Here is a 17,843-nt window from a genome sequence, read left to right as displayed (position 1 = left end):
CATTCAGACCGATGTCGCGCTGGCCATCGTCATCATCGCCGAAATCAACGGCGCACCGGCGTTCCTCGCCATCGCGGCCCCGGCAGAGGACGCTTGATCAAACTGCTACTTCGTCACCGCGCTGCTAAGGCGTCCTTCCACAGGACGAGTCTCTGCTCGATATCCATGAGTGAATGCCCGCGCGACAGAGTGGACACCATTTGCTCATCCCTACTCTATCTCAGGACGGACCGACCGCGTCACGCGTCGAATAGATCGGCACGGTGAACCGGAACGGCCCCCAGCCCATGAGTATCATCATGCGTCTCCATAGCGGGTGTCGGAGAAGGCGACCTGCGCAGAGCGATTGAGCTGCCGGTCGAGCATGCGACCGAGCTCCTCGCCATCCTCCTTGGTCGCCTTGCCGCCGAGGTGGATGTGGTTGGTCATCTTGATGATGACCGAGCGGCCAGCGCTCGCGCGGCTGCCGCCGGCGCCCGCCTGCCAATCCCGGTTCGAGGTGACGTGACCGTTCTGCGAAGGCGTGAACGGTTCAGGGCCATCTTCGCCGACGAGATAGGTCACCCCCCTTTTCACGGGACCGCCATGCTCACGAGGGCCGCCGAACGGCGCGGAGTTCGCCGGCGTGCCGACGTCGCCCCCACCACCACGGGCCGCCGCTGCCAGCTGCCGGGCGAGGGAGAGAGCTCGCTCCAGGTGGCTGGTGTCGACCTTCGGGTAGCCCGTGACGTTGAGCTCCTGCTCGATCTGCGCGGCGATCTGCGCAGCCTTGGCTTCAGCCCCCGCTCCGCCCTCTTGGATGGCGGAGCCGTACTCCTCCATCGCTCGCTTGGCCGCTTCCGGCCAGCTCGCCATGGCGGCGTCGAGCTGCGCGCCGACATCCCCAACGGCACTGCCCCCCGGCGAGGCGCCGGTGCCGAACACTGAATCGCGCCACGTCTTGGGGCTCCCGAACTTCGACTCCAGCCAGTCGTTAAAGTTGCGGGTGCGCTCGTGGTTCTTGCGTATGAAGTCGAGCATCTCGGCGTCATCAGTCGGCATGCCAAACAGCAGGCTGCCAGCCGCTAGGGCGCCCAGCGCCCCGCGGCCACCGATATTCACCGAGCTGCCTTTGCCCGGGATACCGCTGGCGCCACCGGGAATGGGACCACCACCGCCCCCCTTCCTGCCCCTGAGGCCGTTCAGGATGTCGATTGTGCCCTTCGCCGCGCCGTATGCGCCGACGATCGCACCGGCCGCGAGGATTGCCTCTACCAGACGGCGCGTGGCTGTGTCGGCATTGATGAAGCTGTCGGCCAGCTTGTCAGTCCAGGTGATGACGCCTCGGAGGGGCGTCTCCCAATCCTGCACCGCTCGGGTCAGCGCAGTTTCGATGGTGCCGGTCAGCCGCGTCCAGTCGCCATAGAGGCCCTCATTGGCCTTATCGCCGATCTTGTTCGCGACGCCCGGCTCCACGTTCTCCATCATCTTCAGGAAGGCTTGGAACTGAGCCCACTGCTGCGCGATCATGTTCGCGCGGCCACCCTGCTTGTCGGTGAAGAAGGCGTTCAGCTGCGCGAGGCTGGGATTGTTGGACATGATGGCGTTCCAGAGCCCGACCGTGTCGATGCTCTCGACCGACATCTTGTGATAGTCGCCGAGGGCCTTCGCGAGCGCGTTGGCATCCTTCGCCGACATCTTCCCGTTCTTGCCGCCGAAGAGCGGCTCCAGAAGCTCGCTCATCCTGGCGACGAACTCGCCGCGGTCAGAAGCGACCGATCGGCTCTCGCCCGTCTCGGCGTCGGTGAACTCGCCGTTCGCAAGGAGGTCTTCGATCTCCTTCTGGAGCTCGGCCGGGATGGTCTTGCCGAACTCGCTCTTCAGCATCTTGCCGACGCCCTTTGTGTTGAAGGAATCGGGCATGGTGGTGAAGTCGTCGTAGTTGATCCCCATGGCGTAGAGCGCCCGGCGCCCCTTGTTCGTGGGCGCCACCAGCTTGGACGACGCGGCACGCGCGAACACGCCGGCCTCATCGCCGCGCACGCCGGAGCGGCGCAGGATCATGCCCATGGCGGCCATGTAGAGATCGGGCAGCCCGGCACCCGTCGTCGCGGCGCCGCCGTACTTCATGTACTGGCGGACGTCGTCGTCGCTCATGCCGGAGTTCTTCGCCATCCAGACCATGAAGTCGATGAACTGCTTGATGGCGTTGCCGTCCTTCAGGTCGATCCGCTTCGAAAGAGCGGCGCCCTTGATCGTCTCGGCGCCTTCCTCGAGCGTCACGCCCATGGCGAGCGCGTAATCCGTGACCTGACGGGTCAGGTTCATGATCGTCTCGGGATCGCGGATACCGCCCTGCAGGATGGACGTCTGCGCGTTCACGACATCAGCGTTGGTGAAGCGGGTGTCGCCGCCGATCTTCTCGGCCTGGCGGTTCAGCTTCTTGCGCTCCTCGTCGCTGAACCCGCCCAGCGCCTGCTGGAAGTCGGCCGCCTGGCTGAAGTCGACGGCGAGGCCGAAGCCCCGAGTGGCGGCCGCGCGCCCACGGTCCGCGACGAAGCCGCCAGCCACCGCGCCGCCGGTTCCGATTCCGCCTTCCCGCTCGTGGCGAGCGCCTCCCCGCGCGCCGCGAGGCGCCGGAGGCTGCTTGCGGAGCTCGCTGTCGAGCTTGCGGATCTCGCGAATGGTCTGCGCGATCTGGTCCCGCACCGCCTTCTGCGAGCGCGAGATGGCCGAGCGGCCGTTGACGCCGTAGGAGCGGAGCGCGGCCTCCGCCTTGCGCACAGCCTGCCCCTGCTCCTTGAAGGCGGAGGTCGCCTGCTTGAGGCCAGAGCGGGCCGCGCGGAGATCGGACTCCATCTTCTTGGTCGGCTTCGTCGCCGACCGGAACGCCATCTCGAGTCGCTGCACGTTGGTGCGCGCAGCCTTCATCTCGATCGAGGCGTCCTTCAGCCCGCGTCGGGCCTCCCGGAACTCGAGGATCTTGCGGCCCTTGCGCTGCAGCTGCTCGAGGTCACGGGTCAGTCGCTTCGCGTGCGGAGAGCCGGCCTTGCCGAGACGCCCGAGCGCCTCGTCCAGTGCCCGCACGTTCTTGACGACGCCGCGGGACGGCCCGCTGGCCGCGTCGATTAGCTGAAGGCGCAGCGCGGCAGTGCGGGTCACCATATTCAGAAATCCTGCATCAAGTGATAAACGAATTAAGAAAATCTATCACAGGGGGCGAAGGAATGTTATTGTGAACTCCGATTCAGTTAAGGCTCATGGATGATACGGCTCGCGCAAACGGACCTCGCCCGTCAGCGGAAGGCGGCGGGATGACCATGGCCGGCATCATCCGCTCTCTCTTCAGGCGCGCCGTCGGCTCGATCGAGGTCGGCGGCACCGGTTCGCGCTGGGTGTCTGGCAAGGCGATCCGCTTGCCGGCACGCGAGATCACGATCCGCCGTCAGCTCGCCGCCGAACGCGCCACTTGGCTCGCCCATAACGATCCGACCGCCGCAGCCATCGTCGCGGCCTGGACCGGCAACATCGTCGCCGACGGCCCGGCCATCGCGGCGAAGACCAGCAACGATGCCCTGCGCACCGAGCTGGCCGAGCGCTTCGACCGCTGGTGGAGCAGGTGCGATGCCGAAGAGATCGACGATCTGGCTGGCATGCTGCACCACCAGGTGCGCGGCATCGTGACTACCGGCGAAGCGTTCGTGATCCTCGAGACGGACGAGGAAGGCGAGCTTCGCCTCCGCTCGATCGATCCGGCACAGTGCGACGCCACCTTCACGCGCAATTTGCCGAACGGCCGGCGCATCGTCGCCGGCATCGAAATGGACGAGCGGGGGCGGCGTGTCGCCTACTGGTTCCGCGATGCCGAGGACGTACTGACGGCCTACACCACCACACCCCGCCGCATCGATGCGCGCGATGTGCTGCACCTGTTCGACCGCCAGCACCCGGGCCAGCAGCGCGGCCTGTCGTGGCTCGCGCCGGTGGCGATCTTGCTCGATCAACTCGGCGAGCTCGGCGGCGCCACGCTGGCGCTGCTCAACACCAGCGCGCTGTACGGCGCGGTGCTGACGAATGTGACCGGCGACAAGCCGGAAGGGCCGGAGGCTCCGGACCCGTCGCTTGAACCGGGCTCGATCATTCGGGCGCCAGTCGGCTGGGACGTCAAGTTCGGCGAGCCCCCTTCGATGACCGGCATCGACAGCTATCGGCGGGAGATGTTGCACACCGTCGCGGCCGGTGCAGGCGTGCCGTACGAGCTGATCAGTTCGAACCTGTCGGAGGTGAACTTCAGCTCCGCGCGCGTCGGTCTGCACGAGTTCCGCCGGCGCGTCGACACCCTCCGCAAGACGCTCATTACGGCCCGCTTCCTCGAGCCGATTTGGCGCCGGTGGCTTGCCCTCGAGGCGCTGCATGGCCGGGTGTCCCCGGCCACTGCCGTCAGCCTCGAGATGACGGCCGCCTGGCCAGGCTGGCCCGCCATCTCGCCGAAGGACGACGCCGAGGCGGACATTCTAGCGATCAATGCGGGCATTGAATCTCGTCATGCCGTGATTGCTCGCCGCGGCCGCGATCCGCGTGAGGTCGACGCCGAGATCGCCGCCGACACCTTCGTGCCGCGGGCGGCGAAGGCCGCCACGCCATCGGAGCGCACCAATGCCCAATGACCTTCTCACCCGCCGCGCGCCCCTTGCTGCTTCGAGCTGGAATGCGGAGGAACGCACCTTCGAGGTCGTGTTCAGCACCGGCGCCAGCGTCGAGCGTATGGACGCGCGCGGTGCCTATATTGAGCGGCTGGACCTTAATCAGGACTGGTCCTCTTTCATCGGCGCCCCGGTGCTGAACGCCCATAAGCGCGGCGACGTCACCGACGTGCTCGGTCACGTGATCAAGGCTTGGACCGTCAGCGCAAGCGAAGCCCGCGCCATCATCAAACTGTCCCGCCGCTCAGATGTGGAAACCGTGGTCCAGGACGTGTTGGACGGCCACCTGCGAGGCGTCTCCGTCGGCTATGGCGTCGCCGACTGGCGCGAAGGCAGCGAGGGCGGGAAGCGCACCAAGACGGCGACGCGATGGGCGCCGGCAGAACTCTCCATCGTCCCCGTCGCCGCCGATCCCGGCGCCACCATTCGCAGTGAGGCCCCCATGCCCGAACCCATTGTCACGACTCCCTCCCCGACCACCGCTCCGATCATCGTGCCGCAGGCGACCGAAACCCGCGCCGCGGTCAACGCCGAGATCCGCTCCATCGGTGCCCTCGCCGGCCTCGATCAGGCGTGGGTCGATGGCCAGATCGACGCCAATGCCACCGCCGATGCCGCCCGTGCTGCCGCCTTTCAGGCGATGCAGGCCCGCGGCTCAGCGCCGATCCAGACCGCCCGCGCCAGCGTCGGCACCGATCACAATGACCCGGTGACGATCCGCTCCGCCATGGCCGATGCGCTGGCGCATCGTCTGGCGCCCGGCGTGGTGAAGCTGGAGGGGCGCGCCGTCGAGTTCCGGGGCTATCGCATCCTCAACATGGTCGGGGACCTCGCCCAGGCGCGCGGCGATCGCATCAACCTGCGCGACCAGGGCGCGCTTCTAGAGCGTGCGGTCGGCGCCCATTCCACCAGCGACTTTCCGCTGCTGTTGGCGGATGCCACCAACAAGGCGCTGCTGGCCCAGTACGACGTCGCCGCTTCCACCTATCGCAAGTGGGCCTCGCCGCGCCAGTTCGCGGACTTCAAGGAGCACAGCTTCCTTCGCGTCGGTGACTTCCCGGCCTTCAAGCCGATCGCCGAGAATGGCGAAGTGACATACGGCTCCCTCTCCGAGAATCGGGAGAAGGTGAAGGCCAAGGAATACGGCACCGGCATCATTGTCGGGCGCCAGCTTCTGATCAACGATGACCTGTCGGCCCTGTCTGACTTCTCGTCCATGATCGCCACGCGCGCCGCCAACGATGAGAACGCGCAGGTCTATGGCGAGCTCGCCGCCAACAAGACCCTGTCGGACGGTAAAGCGCTGTTCCACGCCGACCATGGCAACCTCGCTGCGAGTGGGGCTGCGATCAGCACCACCTCGATCGGTACGGCCGTTCTCGCGCTGCGGTCCCAAAAGTCACTGGATGGGCTCGCACTGAACCTTCAGCCCGCATACCTCGTCGTAGGGCCCTCCCTGGAGGCCGTTGCCCGCCAGTTCCTCACCGCGGTGAACGCCACGAAGTCCAGCGACGTGAACGTCTGGGCGAACTTTGCGGAGCTGGTGGTCGACGCCAACATTACCGGCAACGAGTGGTACCTATTCGCCGCTCCGGGCGCCGCTCCGACGGTCGTCTATGGCTATGTGAATGGCTCGAATGGCCCGGAGGTCCGCACTGAGGTCGATTTCGACACCCGCGCCGTGAAGGTCGCGGCCGGGATGGACTTCGGCGCGGGCGTCATCGACTTCCGCGGCGCGTACAAGAATGCGGGCGCCTGACCGTGACCGACCTTCCCACGATGCAGGAGCAGCTCACCGAGCTCCGTGCGGCGCGTGCCTCGGGTGTGCGGCGTGCGGAGTTCCGCGACCGCACCGTCGAGTACCGGTCCGACACCGAGCTCGCCGCCGCCATCCGTGACCTCGAAACCCGCATCGCCGCTGCTCAAGGGCAGCCGGTGGTGTCTGTCATTCGTCCACGCTCAGCGAGGAACTGGACATGAAGAACTTCCGCCGTGAAGGCAATTCCAACCCTGTGCCGGCCCCGTCGGGTGGTGTCGTAGCCGGCGACGGTGTGCTCGTCGGCTCGCTGTTCGGCATCGCCGCCATCGACGCCGCCGAGGGCGAGAGCGTCGAGATCGCCAGCGTCGGTGTCTTCGAGATGAAGAAGACCAGTGCGCAGGCGTGGACCGTCGGCGCCAAGGTCTATTGGGACGGCACCAACAAGGTCGCGACCACCACCGCCAGCGGCAACAGCCTGATCGGCGTGGCCGTCGGCGCAGCGGCCAATCCGTCCGCCACCGGCCTCGTTCGCCTCAACGGGGTGTCCATCTGACCATGAGCAAGGTGCGGGGGCGAGCGTCGAAGGCGGCGAGCGTGGGTCCTTCCCCGTCGGTACGAGCCGCGGGGGCGAAGCAGCGCAGGATTTCGCCCGCTGCAGAACTCTCCAAGGGGGCTCCGCCGCCGTTTGGAGCGCCGGTGACGGGCGATGAACTCGCCGGCCTTCTCGGCATCGCCCCTCGCACTATCCGCGAGCTGGCGGGCCGCGGGCTCGTGGTGAAGGCCGGGCGCGGCCGGTATGACGTCGCGCTGTCGATCGCCGCCTATTGCGCTAACCTTCGAGAGCAGGCCGCCGGCCGTGCCGGAGATGCGCAAGCCGGCCTCACCAGCGAGCGGGCCCGCCAGGCGAAGGAGCAGGCGGACAATCTCGCCCTCCGAAATGCCGAGATCCGCCGCGAGCTCGTCTCGGCAAAGGACGTGGCCGCCGAATGGTCCGGAATCCTGCGACGGCTGCGAGCGCGCATCCTCGCTGTGCCGGCGCGGGTGAATCAACGGCTTCTCTTCCTCAAGCAGCATGACCTTGCCGAGATCGACGCCGAGCTGCGGGACGCTCTGACGGAGCTGGGTAATGACGGCCCACCCGCTTGAGCTCCTGCGCCGCTCGGCGCTGTCACAGCTCGTCCCGCCGCCGCGCCTGTCGCTGTCGGCGTGGATTGAGGCCAACGTCTTCCTGCCGAGCGACGTGTCGGCGCAGCCCGGCCGCGTGCGGCTGTGGCCATTCCAGCACGGGATCGCGGATGCGATAGGCGATCCGTCCGTTGAGCGCGTCACCATCGTCAAACCGGTGCGCGTCGGCCTCACGACGATGCTGACGGGCGCTCTCGCCTCCTTCGTCGCCAATGAGCCGGCGCCGATCCTCACCGTGCTGCCGACGGACGGGGATTGCCGGGATTATGTCGTCTCCGACGTGGAGCCGATCTTCGCTGCCTCGCCGGCCTTCGCCGACATCCTGTCCGATGACGCCGTCGAGAGCGGCCGCAACACGCTGCTGTCCCGCCGATTCCCAGGCGGATCGCTGAAGGTCATTGCCGCCAAATCGCCCAGGAACCTGCGACGTCACAATGCCCGGGTGCTCTTCATCGACGAGGCCGATGCGATGTTGCCGGGCCCCGAGGGCTCGCCGATCGATCTCGCCGAGCGGCGCACCCTGTCCTTCGCCAACCGCAAGATCGTGATCGGCTCCACGCCGACCGATGAGGAGACCAGCAACGTCCTGCGGTCCTATGCCGTGAGCGATCGGCGGATTTTTGAGGTGTCGTGTCCGCACTGCCAGCATCGTTTCGAGCTCCGCTGGGCCGATATTCGCTGGCCGGAGGGCGAGCCCGCCAGAGCACATGCTGTCTGTCCTGCGAACGGCTGCGTCATCGAGGAGCGTGAGAAGCCGGCCATGGTCGCGGCCGGCACCTGGCGCGCCACGGCCCCCGAGGTGCAGGGGCACGCCGGTTTCCGGCTTAACGTGCTGGTGTCGCCTCTGGCCAACGCCTCATGGGGCACGCTGGCGGCTGAATGGCTCGCGATCCACAAGGACGCCGAGCGCCGCCGTGTGTTCGTGAACACCTACCTTGGCGAGGGCTGGAAGGACGGGGCGGACGATGTGGATGAGGCTGCCCTTGCCGGCCGCGCCGAAGAGTTCGGGTTGAACGAGATTCCGCCGGAGGTCTTGGCGGTCACCATTGGCGTCGACGTACAGGATGACCGCCTCGAGGCCACCACCATCGGGTGGACCCGCGATGACGACATCGTGGTGCTCGGGCATCACAATATCTGGGGCACGCCCGACGACGACACGACGTGGGCAGAGCTGGACGCCTTGCTGCGCTCCACCTGGAAGCATCCGCATGGGGGCACGCTGAAAGTCGACGCCGCGATCATCGATTCCGGCGACGGCGATTGGACGGACCGGGTCTATTCCTTCTGCTTCCCCCGCCTGGCGCGCCGGGTCTGGGCAGGCAAGGGCGTATGGGGCAACCGCCCGGCCATCGTCATGAGCAAATCGCCCGTGAAGGGCGGGCGCCTGTTCCTGATCGGCGTCGATGGGATCAAGACCACGCTGTTCGATCGTCTGAAGCACGGCAGGTCCATCCGCTTTTCCAAGGACCTCGAACCGACCTATTTCGAACAACTGGCCAGCGAACGGCGCGTCGTGCGGTACGTCCACGGCCGCCCGATCCGCCGATTCGAGCGCATCCCCGGCGCCCGTGCCGAGGCCTTGGACTGTCTCGTCTATGCCTTCGCCGCCCGCCGCGGCGTCACCATCACCTTCGACAATCGCGAGGACGAGCTGCGCGGCGTGCCTGCCGCGCCGCCGGCGCCACGCATTTCCCGCTCCAGTTGGGTGAACCGCAACCGATGACGCACGAGATCGCCGGGGCTCGTCCATCGCCCCGGCAGGCGCTTGCTGATCGCCTCGTAATCAGCTCGCAACCGGGACCCGCCGCTCTGGAGGGTTTGGAACGCCGGGCAGGCGGCACCGCCGCCATCCGCCGCCAACGCGGCAGCGCCCCTTGGACCCGCGACAGCCGGCGCGGAGTGAGGGGGCGCCACACTGGAGGAGCGACCATCATGAGCATCTTTGACCGCCTGGACCAGATGACCAGCCGCGTCGTCGACCGTGAGTTCGCCAGCGCTTTCGCCTGCGTGCCGATGCTCTCGACACCGAACGGCCGGACTGTCCCAGATCCTGAGCGGTCGGAATGGGAGGGCGTTGGCATCCTCACAGAAGCGCCGGCCGACACGCCGATCGACATCGGCGCTCGGAACCGCAGCAACGATTTCCGAGCCATGGTCGGCGGCGCGGCCGTCGAGCTCAGCGTCGACCGCACGCGCTACCCCGCTGCCGACGCGGCGCGACAGGGGGACCGCTTCACAATTCGAGACCGCGAGTTCGGCGTGCTGCGGGTCCGCCGCGACGGCATGAGCCGGATCGTGCTCGAGCTTGATAACGGCAGGTAGAAATGAGCACCATTGCAGACTTCCTCGCCTCGAGGATGAAGGAACTGACCCCTGAGAAGTGGGACAGCTTCATCCGCTTCCTCGACTCCCGCTTCAGCCCGCTCGAAGAGCAGGTCGGCATAGAGAAGCGGGTATCAGACGCCATCCTCCAGCCTGGCCTGCAGGTCATCGAGGATGGCATCGGGCCATCCATCATCAAGGCGCAGGAGTCGGCCGAAAATCTCGCCGCCATGGCGGATCTCGGCGCCGTGTTCTTCGCCACGTCGAACACGTCGCTGGTGATCAACACCAATGAGAAGGTCCTGACCATTCCGGACAACCGGCGGGGGCAGTTCGCGCCCACGGCCTATCTGCTGGTCACAGCCGCCGGCTCCTATGAGAACGGCTTCGTGGGCCGGCGCCTCTCCTACGACCGACTGACCGGCGTGCTGACGCTGGCGGTTGAACAAACCATGGGCGAAGGCTCTTTCTCCAACTGGTCGGTCGGTCCGGTCGCCACCACGGCGGATCTCGAGGCCCTGCGCGATCAGGTGGCCGGCGACAAGATAGACGCCCAGACCGCGCGCGCCGGCGCGGAGACAGCCCGCGGCCAGGCTGAGGGCTTCGCCGGCGCCGCGAATACGGCGAAGACGGGGGCGCAGGCGGCGCTCGCCGATCTCCGCGCGGCCGTCGCGATGCCGATAACGAATCCGGGCGCATCCAGCGTCGGGCGCCTCTGGTACGACGGCACGTCGGTTCGGGTCTTCGATGGCACGGGCTGGGTGACCGCCGTCACGGCCTCTCTCGGTGGCCTCCGCTTCGAGGAAGGCACGTTCGGCGTGGCGCCCGACGGGGTGATCACGGTCGGCGGCGGCTTCACCACTGCCATGGTATTCGTCGATGGCCTGAAGTTGGCCTCGGACGCTTTCGCCCTCGATAGCCCGACGATCACCGTCGCGAGCCCCATCGAGGGGCAGCACTGGTCTGTCCGGGCGTACCAGGCGCTCTCCGCCACTGATTACTACACGAAGCAGGAGGTCAACGACCGGGTGAATCCGAAGGCGCCGCTTAATTCCCCGACCTTCACGGGTGCGCCGACAGCCCCGACGCCGAACGCAGCCGACGACTCCAGCCGCATAGCGACGACTTCGTTCGTGCAAAGCCTGATCGAAGTGCTCTCGACGATCGTCAACGGCAAGGCGCCATTGGCATCCCCTACCTTCACAGGCAAACCGACCGTCCCGACGCCGGCGGCCGGGGACAGCACTGCGCGTATCCCGAACACGAGCTGGGTGCAGGCCCGTATCGCAGCGCTCGCCGCGACGGTCGCCGCCAAGCTCAACCTGTCCGGAGGCGTGCTGAGCGGCCAGGTCACTTCGACGGCCTCGATAGCGGTAGAATCGCAGAGCAACGTTCCGCGGCTCTCGTTTCACATCCCGAGCGTGTTCCGCAAATACCTGCAGATGGCGTCTAACGGATCTCTGAACTGGATCGATCAGGCCGGCACGGCGCACCACACCTTCGCCGGCAACGGCCAAATCTGGACGCAGGCCTATGGCTGGCTACATGACCGCTTCGCCGCACCGACGGACATCCCGATCAAAAGCCCAAGCGATCTAGCCCAGATGCAGGCCGTCTATGGCGGTATCTCGTCCTTGGTGTATGCGAGACGGTCGGCGCTTCCTGCGCTAGGCACGAATGTATCGGGCAGCACGTTGTCCCCGCCCCTGGGCGGGACATGGAAGTTTCTAGGGGGCGATATCGTCTCGACCCCGGGCGGAGGGTCCGTCAGCAACGGCCTGTATCAAAGCATCTCGTAAACCCGAAGCTCCTCGCGCGGGGCCCTCCCGTGCGAGGTCACAGCCGATCATCGACAGTCGCGTCATGGCGGTGTTGGATGGCGTCGGTATGGAGGCCACCGTGCTTAAGAACTTGTCGATTGGACTGCTTGCCTCTGCGATTTTGCTAGCCGCGCCGCCAGCCGAGGCCGATTGGTTTGCCCGGCTGGATGAAACCGGCACCCTCCGGGTGATGGGGATTTCTACCGATGAGAATCGGCAGAGCTATCCGGTCTACCTCGACTGCATCGGCAAGAAGCTGCGCATGACGATCGCGACGCAGGCCACGGTGAGCGGAATCGACCCGAAAGAGAGGTCGTTGCGGGTGTCGTTTATAGTCACGGGCCCCAAGGAGGCCGGCGCGCGGCGGGAAACAATAAAGCTTACGGGCGCGCTGGTCGAACTGCCGTCTTTCACGTTGGCAGCCGTCGTGGATCTTGATGAGAAGCAGAGTGCGGCCATGCTAGGGGCGATCGCCCGTGGTCGTATCGACTACACACTTCAGGGCAAAGATCTCGATGGCGCAGGCCAGCAGCGCAAGATATACGCTGGAGGCGCCATTGCCGCGGCCGGAGCGCTCACCAAATACTGCGGAATCCCTCGAGCCTAGCGGCTGCCACCACTCCGGTCAGCAGCGCTTAATGCGCCTTCTCCGCGCCGTCCTCCTCTGAGCCGGTGTCACTTGCCTCTATTGGAGCGGGAGCGGGCTTTATCCCAAAGCGCGCAACTTTCCGCGCACGCAGCGGTGACTTGGCAGCGATACGTCGAAGAGCTTCCTCCGAGGCCTTGGCAATTTGTTCATGCCCTTCCTCGTAGCCGCGCCCAAGCAGACGGATCGTATCAATTGCCCGTCTTATCTCAGCACCGCGCAATTCCTCGAACATGCGCTCGAAATCGGCCGCACTCTGCTTCGCCATCAGAGCGACATCAGCGTCATCCCAGCTCTGACGCTCGCTGATCCCGAGCAGCACTTCAAGTGGATCCCTGTAGTCAATATACGCATCTCGGTACGCTTTGAATGCAGCAACCAGACCCTTGTCTGGATCTTGACTAAAATGATGCTTACCTATGTTGAAAAAATCAAAGCCATCTACCTCGTGAGCCTTCACATAAATCTGTATTAGCATGTCGGCTTGATTATCGCGCCCCGTCTCTCTAAACATGCGAATGGTACCATCTATATTCAATGGTGTTATCACAGCAGATTCGTCGACAGCTGCTTTAAAGAGCTCCTCAAGAAACTCGTCGTCGTCGGTAACAAGCGACCCGTGATAAAGTTCTTCCCAGACTCGTGAAAATTCACCGTTGCGCCCTTGCGCCATTCGTTCAGCAACGAGGCGCTCGGCCGCCGCACTTATGGCGGCCTCGAAGAAATATCCATTCTCCGCACCATCAATAATTGCCTTGTCTAGACCATTAACATTGCGAAACGGATATTCAGAAAGCAAATTGTTGTATCTAACTGCTTCATCATCCAATTCTTCACGGTTGACACGAATAGTAATTCCGATCCAGTCGTAATTGCGAATAAAATCAAGAGGCGGGGCAATTCCAGGTTGCTGAACCGACCAGCTTGCGAGAACTAGTGTAGCCACTGACTCCTCAACAATTCGACTATCGTAGCCTGACAGTACTTCTACCAATCGGCGAGCCAAGCGCTCGATTTTTTTGATTACACGAATGTTGGTTATACCAAGCGTGACGATCAAGGGTTTTAAAAGATCGACAGCTTTTTCAGGACTCGTGAGCGCAATGGAAACGGCCTCGTCTGGCGTTGGATCGAATCGAAGGGTTACATCAGCAACTTTCTCAAGCTGACGCTCGAACTCACCTTTTTCGTCATGCTCTTCATCATTGAGCAACAGCACGACCTTGCACTTGCGCTCCTCCTTTAGGAGGGAAGCGAGGCCAAGCACTTCGCGCGCGCCAAGCCCTTTTCCTGCCCTCTCAAGATCGTCCAGACACACTATCTGTTTTCGTACCAACAAAAATGCAGACTTCGCGATAAGATCGGAGACACCCTTACGATTAAATACGGCAGATACCCATTCAACCACCGGAGCAATCTTGCGCGAGTTGTCTTTGTCTTTAATAAGTTCTTCGAACGTCGCAGCATCCGCGTCTCGTCCAATATTTTTACCGCTAACCGTATTCTGGAATATTGAGTATCGCAGATCGTCAAGTGAATTTAATCCAAAGAGAGAAACATAGGCATATCGTTGGACCTTTAGCGAGTTGTCATCCTTGGCGGCACGCAGAAATTTCTGCCAGCCATAGGTCTTGCCGACACCCCATTTGCCCTTGATGCAGAGCACTTCGGGTACATCGCTTGACAGGAAGCGATGAATCTCCGCCTCGATCGACGGCAGTGACATCCGAGCCTCCTCACTTTTTTCAGCTGCGTATCGCACAGACCCTTAGTGGGACCATACGATAATGCCACTCGTGCTTGAATTTGCCGAGAAATTTGCCTTCCGCCTCGCGAACGACCGATCCGCGGCAACAGCCAGCAATCAGATCACGATGCCGCAGGCTTTTTCGGCACCCGCCGACGGTCTCGCAGCCCCCTGACGGCCTCCAGTGCCCTTTCCTGAGCGGCGCGCATTTCGGGCTCTTTCGGACGACCTGGCGCAGCAGGGCGCTCGTTGGCAGCCTCCCTCGTCGGAACCCGCAGCTCTGGTCGCAGCATCTCGCGAACAGCGTCCGGGGTGGTGAAGTCCCTACCCGAGACGCGCCGGACCGCAAGCTGGCCGCGCTTGGCCGCTGTGCGGAAGGATTTGATAGTCAGGGGACCGTCGGGAAAGAACAACGCCACGGCCTCGGCAAGCGTCATGGATTCATCGGCGGCCCACTGGTCGACGCTGGGGCGGTTACGGACGCGAAAAAGGGGATCTCTGGGTCGCGTGCGTTTCGCCGTGGAATCCATCTGCGGCTCCTGTTCGCAGCTTCGACGAAGTTTGCCCAAGCCTGCACCATCTCGCGCCGGCCGACGAGATGATGTGCGCCGTTTGGCGCCGCGATAAACGCCACCGCATGTTGCATTCCATGTCGCGTGGATTCGCCGCTGCCTACTGGAAACCGTTGGAAATTAAGGAAACCAGCTTGCAACATGACGCGACATGATCGCTGGTCGCGAGCACGACGGAAGATCGTTAAGTGCTTGATTTTACTTGATTAAGGCAGTGGCTGGGGGACCAGGATTCGAACCTGGACTAACGGAGTCAGAGTCCGCAGTTCTACCGTTAAACTATCCCCCACCGAAGCGCCTGATCGTGCAGCGCTTTCCGGGGCCTTCCGCGGCGACGCGGAAACGTCGATCACGGGGGCGGCGGCAGTGGCGGGGTCTATAGCCTCTCACGTGGGCGCGGTCTACCCCCAAGTTGAGCATTCGGTGAACCATCCCCAGGCTCGGCGACATATGTACTCACCTTCCGACCACCGCCAGGGAGCGCCAACGTCGATAATGCCCGCAGCCAACGACTGCATGCGCAGAAGTTCGCGCAGGCCTTGTCAGGCGACAGCGCCCGTCGTTTTCGACATGCCTAAAAAGCGGCCCGCCCGTGCAAAAACGTCATAGACAGGCAGAAATACGGTATAATATTACCATTCATCGGCAGTTAGGAAATGTATCTATCCTATAATACCTCTTCACTGAACAAGCCACGCCATCTACCCATGCGTCAACATCAGTGCTGTCATGCAGCATATCGTCTTTTGCAACGCACCAATCGGTTTATATTCCCTGGCATACAGAATGCCGAAGACGATTGGAGAGCTCAGATGAGCACTGTTTCCCTGACCCACCGTAACTCGCCGGACCTTTTCTCCCGCGTGATCGAAGGCGTGGTTGCCTTCTTCGACGCGGTTGGCGAAGGCCGTCGCATCGCCCAGCGTTATGAGAGCCTGTCGCGCCTGTCGGACGCCGCTCTCGCCAAGCGTGGCCTGACCCGTCAGGACATCGCCCGCGCCGCGCTCAACGGCCGCTGACAAGGCCGCCGGAGACGCCCAACGCGTCCTCCGGCCCGCGAATTCGCAAGACGACGCTGTCGGCTATCCCGGCGGCGTCCATGACGGTAAGGCGGGTGAAGCCCGATCCGGTCGGCTGCCAGAAGAAGGTCGCCCCGGGCAAGGCATTGCCAGCCGGCACGCCGTCGACGAGAACGGTCAGGCGGCCTGTGCCGCCGCTGACTTTCAGCGCCAGCGGTTCACCCGCAACGCGCTCCAGGCTCGCGCCATCCGGCGGGAACGAAATTCGTGGCCCCTGCACCGCTCCGACCTGACCGACCCTGCGGCCGAAATGCCGAAGCGGGGGCGGCAGGTCGTTGTTGCGTGCATTGAGCGCCTCGCGCGGCGCCGTGGCGAACGGCGCCGGTCGTGTAACGAGCCGGGCGAAGGCATCGAACAATATCGGCGCCGCCGCCTCGCGGCCGATCATGCCGGGCACCGGCTGGCCGTCGGGCCGCCCGACCCAGACCGCGATCGTCCGCCGCCCGTCGAAGCCGACCGCCCATGCGTCGCGATAGCCGTAGGACGTGCCGGTCTTGAAGGCGATCCGACCCGCCCGCTCGTTCTGCGGCGCGGGCGTGCCCAGCAGCGCCTGCGCCAGATACCAGGCTGCGACGGGGCTCATGAGCTGCCGCGCCGGCCTCTCTTCGATAACCGCTCCGTCCATACGCTCGCGCAAGGCGTGAGCCATGCCGCCATTGGCGACGCCGGCATAGAGCCCGGCAAGCGCGTCGAGGCTCATTCCGACGCCCCCCAGCCCGACCGCCAGCCCCGGCACCTCGCCCGGCGGCAGGCTCAGCGCGAACCCCGTCTCGCCGAGCCGGCTGGCGAGCCGCTGCGGCCCCACCGCCTGAAGCAGCACCACCGCCGGCACGTTCAGCGACAATTGCAGCGCCTGTCGTACGGGGACCGTGCCCTGATATTCCCGGTCGAAATTGCGCGGACGATAGGCACCGAAGCGCACGGGCCGGTCGTCGATCAGCGTCTCGGGATGGGCGATGCCGTCCTCGAACGCCAGGCCATAGATGAAGGGCTTCAGCGTCGAGCCGGGCGAGCGGATGGCGCGCGTAAGGTCCACCGCCCCGGCCCGGCTCGCATCGAGCGGGTCGGCGCCGCTGACGCGGGCCAGCACCTCGCCGGTCGCATTATCCAGAACCACTATGGCCAGCGAGACGCCGTTGCCGAGCGTGCGCACCCGCTCGCGCGCCAGTTCCTCCAGTCGGGCCTGCACCGCCGCATCGATGGCAAGGCGATGCACGCTTGCGGCCGGCCGCTCGGCCCGCGCGTGTTCGGCAGCATGGGCGGCGAGCATCGGCATCGCGATACGCCGCGTCGGCACGCCGGTACGTTCGGCGAACTCCGCCTCGGGTGCGCCGAACAGACCCGCCCCTTTCAGCCGCGTCAGCACGCCGTCGCGGGCGCGCTGCGCCCGCTCGGGGAATCGGTCCGGCCGGCGCGATTCCGGCGCCTGCGGCAGAGCGACGAGCAAGCTCGCCTCGGCCAGCGAGAGCCGACGCGGCTCCTTGCCGAAATAGGCAAGGCTCGCCGCCCGCACGCCTTCGATATTGCCCCCATAGGGCGCCAGCGTCAGGTAGAGGCTGAGGATCTCCCGCTTGGAAAGCTGCGACTCCAGCTGAATGGCCCGGCGCATCTCCTGCCACTTCGCCCGCCATTTCGCGGCAAGACCGCGCCCGTCGCGCGGCTGCATGAGGCGCGCCACCTGCATGGTGAGCGTCGAGCCGCCGGAGAGGATGCGTCCATGCGTCAGCATCTGCCATGCCGCACGGATCTGCGCCAGCGGGTCGACCCCGCCATGCTGGAAGAAGCGCTTGTCCTCATAGGCAACCAGCATGTCGACATAGCGCCGGTCGACATCGGCCAGTTCCGCCTTCAGCCGCCAGCGTCCATCTTCCAGCGCGAAAGGACGCAGCAGGCGCCCGTCGCGGTCCAGCACCTCGACCGATGTGGCAAGCGCTGGCACAGGCGGGGCCGCCGCGCGCACCCCGGCCAGCCACGCGTAGAGCCCGCCTGCCAACAGCATCGCGCAGAGCACCGCGATGCCGGCGAGGC

General features: G+C 65.0%; 14 protein-coding genes and 1 tRNA gene. 10 read left to right on the top strand and 5 right to left on the bottom strand.

All coding sequences use genetic code 11. From position 1 onward, the window contains the following. Window positions 1-297: 297 nt before the first annotated feature. Window positions 298-3,144, bottom strand: a complete 2,847-nt coding sequence (locus tag ACO2RV_RS21255; protein WP_423296236.1) for a phage tail tape measure protein — start codon at window positions 3,142-3,144, stop codon at window positions 298-300. Window positions 3,145-3,293: 149 nt separating this feature from the next. On the opposite strand from ACO2RV_RS21255, the gene ACO2RV_RS21250 reads away from it, so the two are divergent. The 9 genes from ACO2RV_RS21250 (at window position 3,294) to ACO2RV_RS21210 (ending at window position 12,378) form a co-directional block, all read left to right on the top strand. After that, a complete protein-coding gene (locus ACO2RV_RS21250) occupies window positions 3,294-4,646 on the top strand; it encodes a phage portal protein (RefSeq protein ID WP_423296235.1) in 1,353 nt (450 codons plus the stop codon). A 67-nt stretch (window positions 4,647-4,713) separates the two neighbouring features. Then, on the top strand, window positions 4,714-6,441 hold the full coding sequence (locus ACO2RV_RS21245; RefSeq protein WP_423296234.1) for a prohead protease/major capsid protein fusion protein: 1,728 nt from the start codon (window positions 4,714-4,716) through the stop codon (window positions 6,439-6,441). A 2-nt stretch (window positions 6,442-6,443) separates the two neighbouring features. Then, window positions 6,444-6,662 (top strand): phage head-tail joining protein, encoded by a 219-nt coding sequence (locus ACO2RV_RS21240; protein ID WP_423296233.1) that lies wholly within the window; start codon window positions 6,444-6,446, stop codon window positions 6,660-6,662. Further along, window positions 6,659-6,994 (top strand): DUF2190 family protein, encoded by a 336-nt coding sequence (locus tag ACO2RV_RS21235; protein ID WP_423296232.1) that lies wholly within the window; start codon window positions 6,659-6,661, stop codon window positions 6,992-6,994. Before ACO2RV_RS21240 ends, ACO2RV_RS21235 begins: the two co-directional genes overlap by 4 nt. A gap of 143 nt (window positions 6,995-7,137) precedes the next feature. After that, window positions 7,138-7,587, top strand: coding sequence for a hypothetical protein (locus ACO2RV_RS21230; protein WP_423296231.1), 450 nt, complete (start codon window positions 7,138-7,140; stop codon window positions 7,585-7,587). A gap of 94 nt (window positions 7,588-7,681) precedes the next feature. Next, on the top strand, window positions 7,682-9,352 hold the full coding sequence (locus ACO2RV_RS21225; RefSeq protein ID WP_423296230.1) for a phage terminase large subunit family protein: 1,671 nt from the start codon (window positions 7,682-7,684) through the stop codon (window positions 9,350-9,352). A 209-nt stretch (window positions 9,353-9,561) separates the two neighbouring features. Beyond that, a complete protein-coding gene (locus ACO2RV_RS21220; protein WP_423296229.1) occupies window positions 9,562-9,951 on the top strand; it encodes a hypothetical protein in 390 nt (129 codons plus the stop codon). 2 nt (window positions 9,952-9,953) lie between these two features. Beyond that, on the top strand, window positions 9,954-11,750 hold the full coding sequence (locus ACO2RV_RS21215; RefSeq protein ID WP_423296228.1) for a hypothetical protein: 1,797 nt from the start codon (window positions 9,954-9,956) through the stop codon (window positions 11,748-11,750). Between the two features lie 64 nt (window positions 11,751-11,814). Further along, window positions 11,815-12,378 (top strand): hypothetical protein, encoded by a 564-nt coding sequence (locus ACO2RV_RS21210; RefSeq protein WP_423296227.1) that lies wholly within the window; start codon window positions 11,815-11,817, stop codon window positions 12,376-12,378. Window positions 12,379-12,406: 28 nt separating this feature from the next. On the opposite strand, the gene ACO2RV_RS21205 is transcribed toward ACO2RV_RS21210, so the two are convergent. From ACO2RV_RS21205 to ACO2RV_RS21195, 3 genes are all read right to left on the bottom strand, one after another. Next, complete coding sequence (locus ACO2RV_RS21205; protein ID WP_423296226.1) at window positions 12,407-14,143, bottom strand: P-loop NTPase fold protein; 1,737 nt, start codon at window positions 14,141-14,143, stop codon at window positions 12,407-12,409. A 143-nt stretch (window positions 14,144-14,286) separates the two neighbouring features. Then, a complete protein-coding gene (locus tag ACO2RV_RS21200; protein ID WP_423296225.1) occupies window positions 14,287-14,694 on the bottom strand; it encodes a hypothetical protein in 408 nt (135 codons plus the stop codon). Between the two features lie 257 nt (window positions 14,695-14,951). Then, window positions 14,952-15,025, bottom strand: a tRNA-Gln gene (locus ACO2RV_RS21195). A 523-nt stretch (window positions 15,026-15,548) separates the two neighbouring features. Here ACO2RV_RS21195 and ACO2RV_RS21190 point away from each other — a divergent pair. Continuing rightward, a complete protein-coding gene (locus tag ACO2RV_RS21190; protein ID WP_423296224.1) occupies window positions 15,549-15,755 on the top strand; it encodes a DUF1127 domain-containing protein in 207 nt (68 codons plus the stop codon). Here ACO2RV_RS21190 and pbpC read toward each other — a convergent pair. Beyond that, entirely contained in the window at window positions 15,742-17,814 is a 2,073-nt protein-coding gene (gene pbpC, locus ACO2RV_RS21185) for a penicillin-binding protein 1C (protein WP_423296239.1), read from the bottom strand. The two genes, ACO2RV_RS21190 and pbpC, sit on opposite strands and share 14 nt — an antisense overlap. Window positions 17,815-17,843 lie beyond the last annotated feature (29 nt).

This window comes from Ancylobacter sp. VNQ12 (assembly GCF_049445835.1).
GTDB lineage: Bacteria > Pseudomonadota > Alphaproteobacteria > Rhizobiales > Xanthobacteraceae > Ancylobacter.
This window is presented reverse-complemented; position numbering and strand designations above follow the sequence as displayed.

Coding starts and splice junctions, on each gene's coding strand:
- pbpC (WP_423296239.1), bottom strand. CDS start 17,814: ATGCTGTTGGCAGGCGGGCTCTACGCGTGGCTGGCCGGGGTGCGCGCG.
- ACO2RV_RS21220 (WP_423296229.1), top strand. CDS start 9,562: ATGAGCATCTTTGACCGCCTGGACCAGATGACCAGCCGCGTCGTCGAC.
- ACO2RV_RS21235 (WP_423296232.1), top strand. CDS start 6,659: ATGAAGAACTTCCGCCGTGAAGGCAATTCCAACCCTGTGCCGGCCCCG.
- ACO2RV_RS21190 (WP_423296224.1), top strand. CDS start 15,549: ATGAGCACTGTTTCCCTGACCCACCGTAACTCGCCGGACCTTTTCTCC.
- ACO2RV_RS21200 (WP_423296225.1), bottom strand. CDS start 14,694: ATGGATTCCACGGCGAAACGCACGCGACCCAGAGATCCCCTTTTTCGC.
- ACO2RV_RS21255 (WP_423296236.1), bottom strand. CDS start 3,144: ATGGTGACCCGCACTGCCGCGCTGCGCCTTCAGCTAATCGACGCGGCC.
- ACO2RV_RS21205 (WP_423296226.1), bottom strand. CDS start 14,143: ATGTCACTGCCGTCGATCGAGGCGGAGATTCATCGCTTCCTGTCAAGC.
- ACO2RV_RS21210 (WP_423296227.1), top strand. CDS start 11,815: ATGGCGGTGTTGGATGGCGTCGGTATGGAGGCCACCGTGCTTAAGAAC.
- ACO2RV_RS21250 (WP_423296235.1), top strand. CDS start 3,294: ATGACCATGGCCGGCATCATCCGCTCTCTCTTCAGGCGCGCCGTCGGC.
- ACO2RV_RS21215 (WP_423296228.1), top strand. CDS start 9,954: ATGAGCACCATTGCAGACTTCCTCGCCTCGAGGATGAAGGAACTGACC.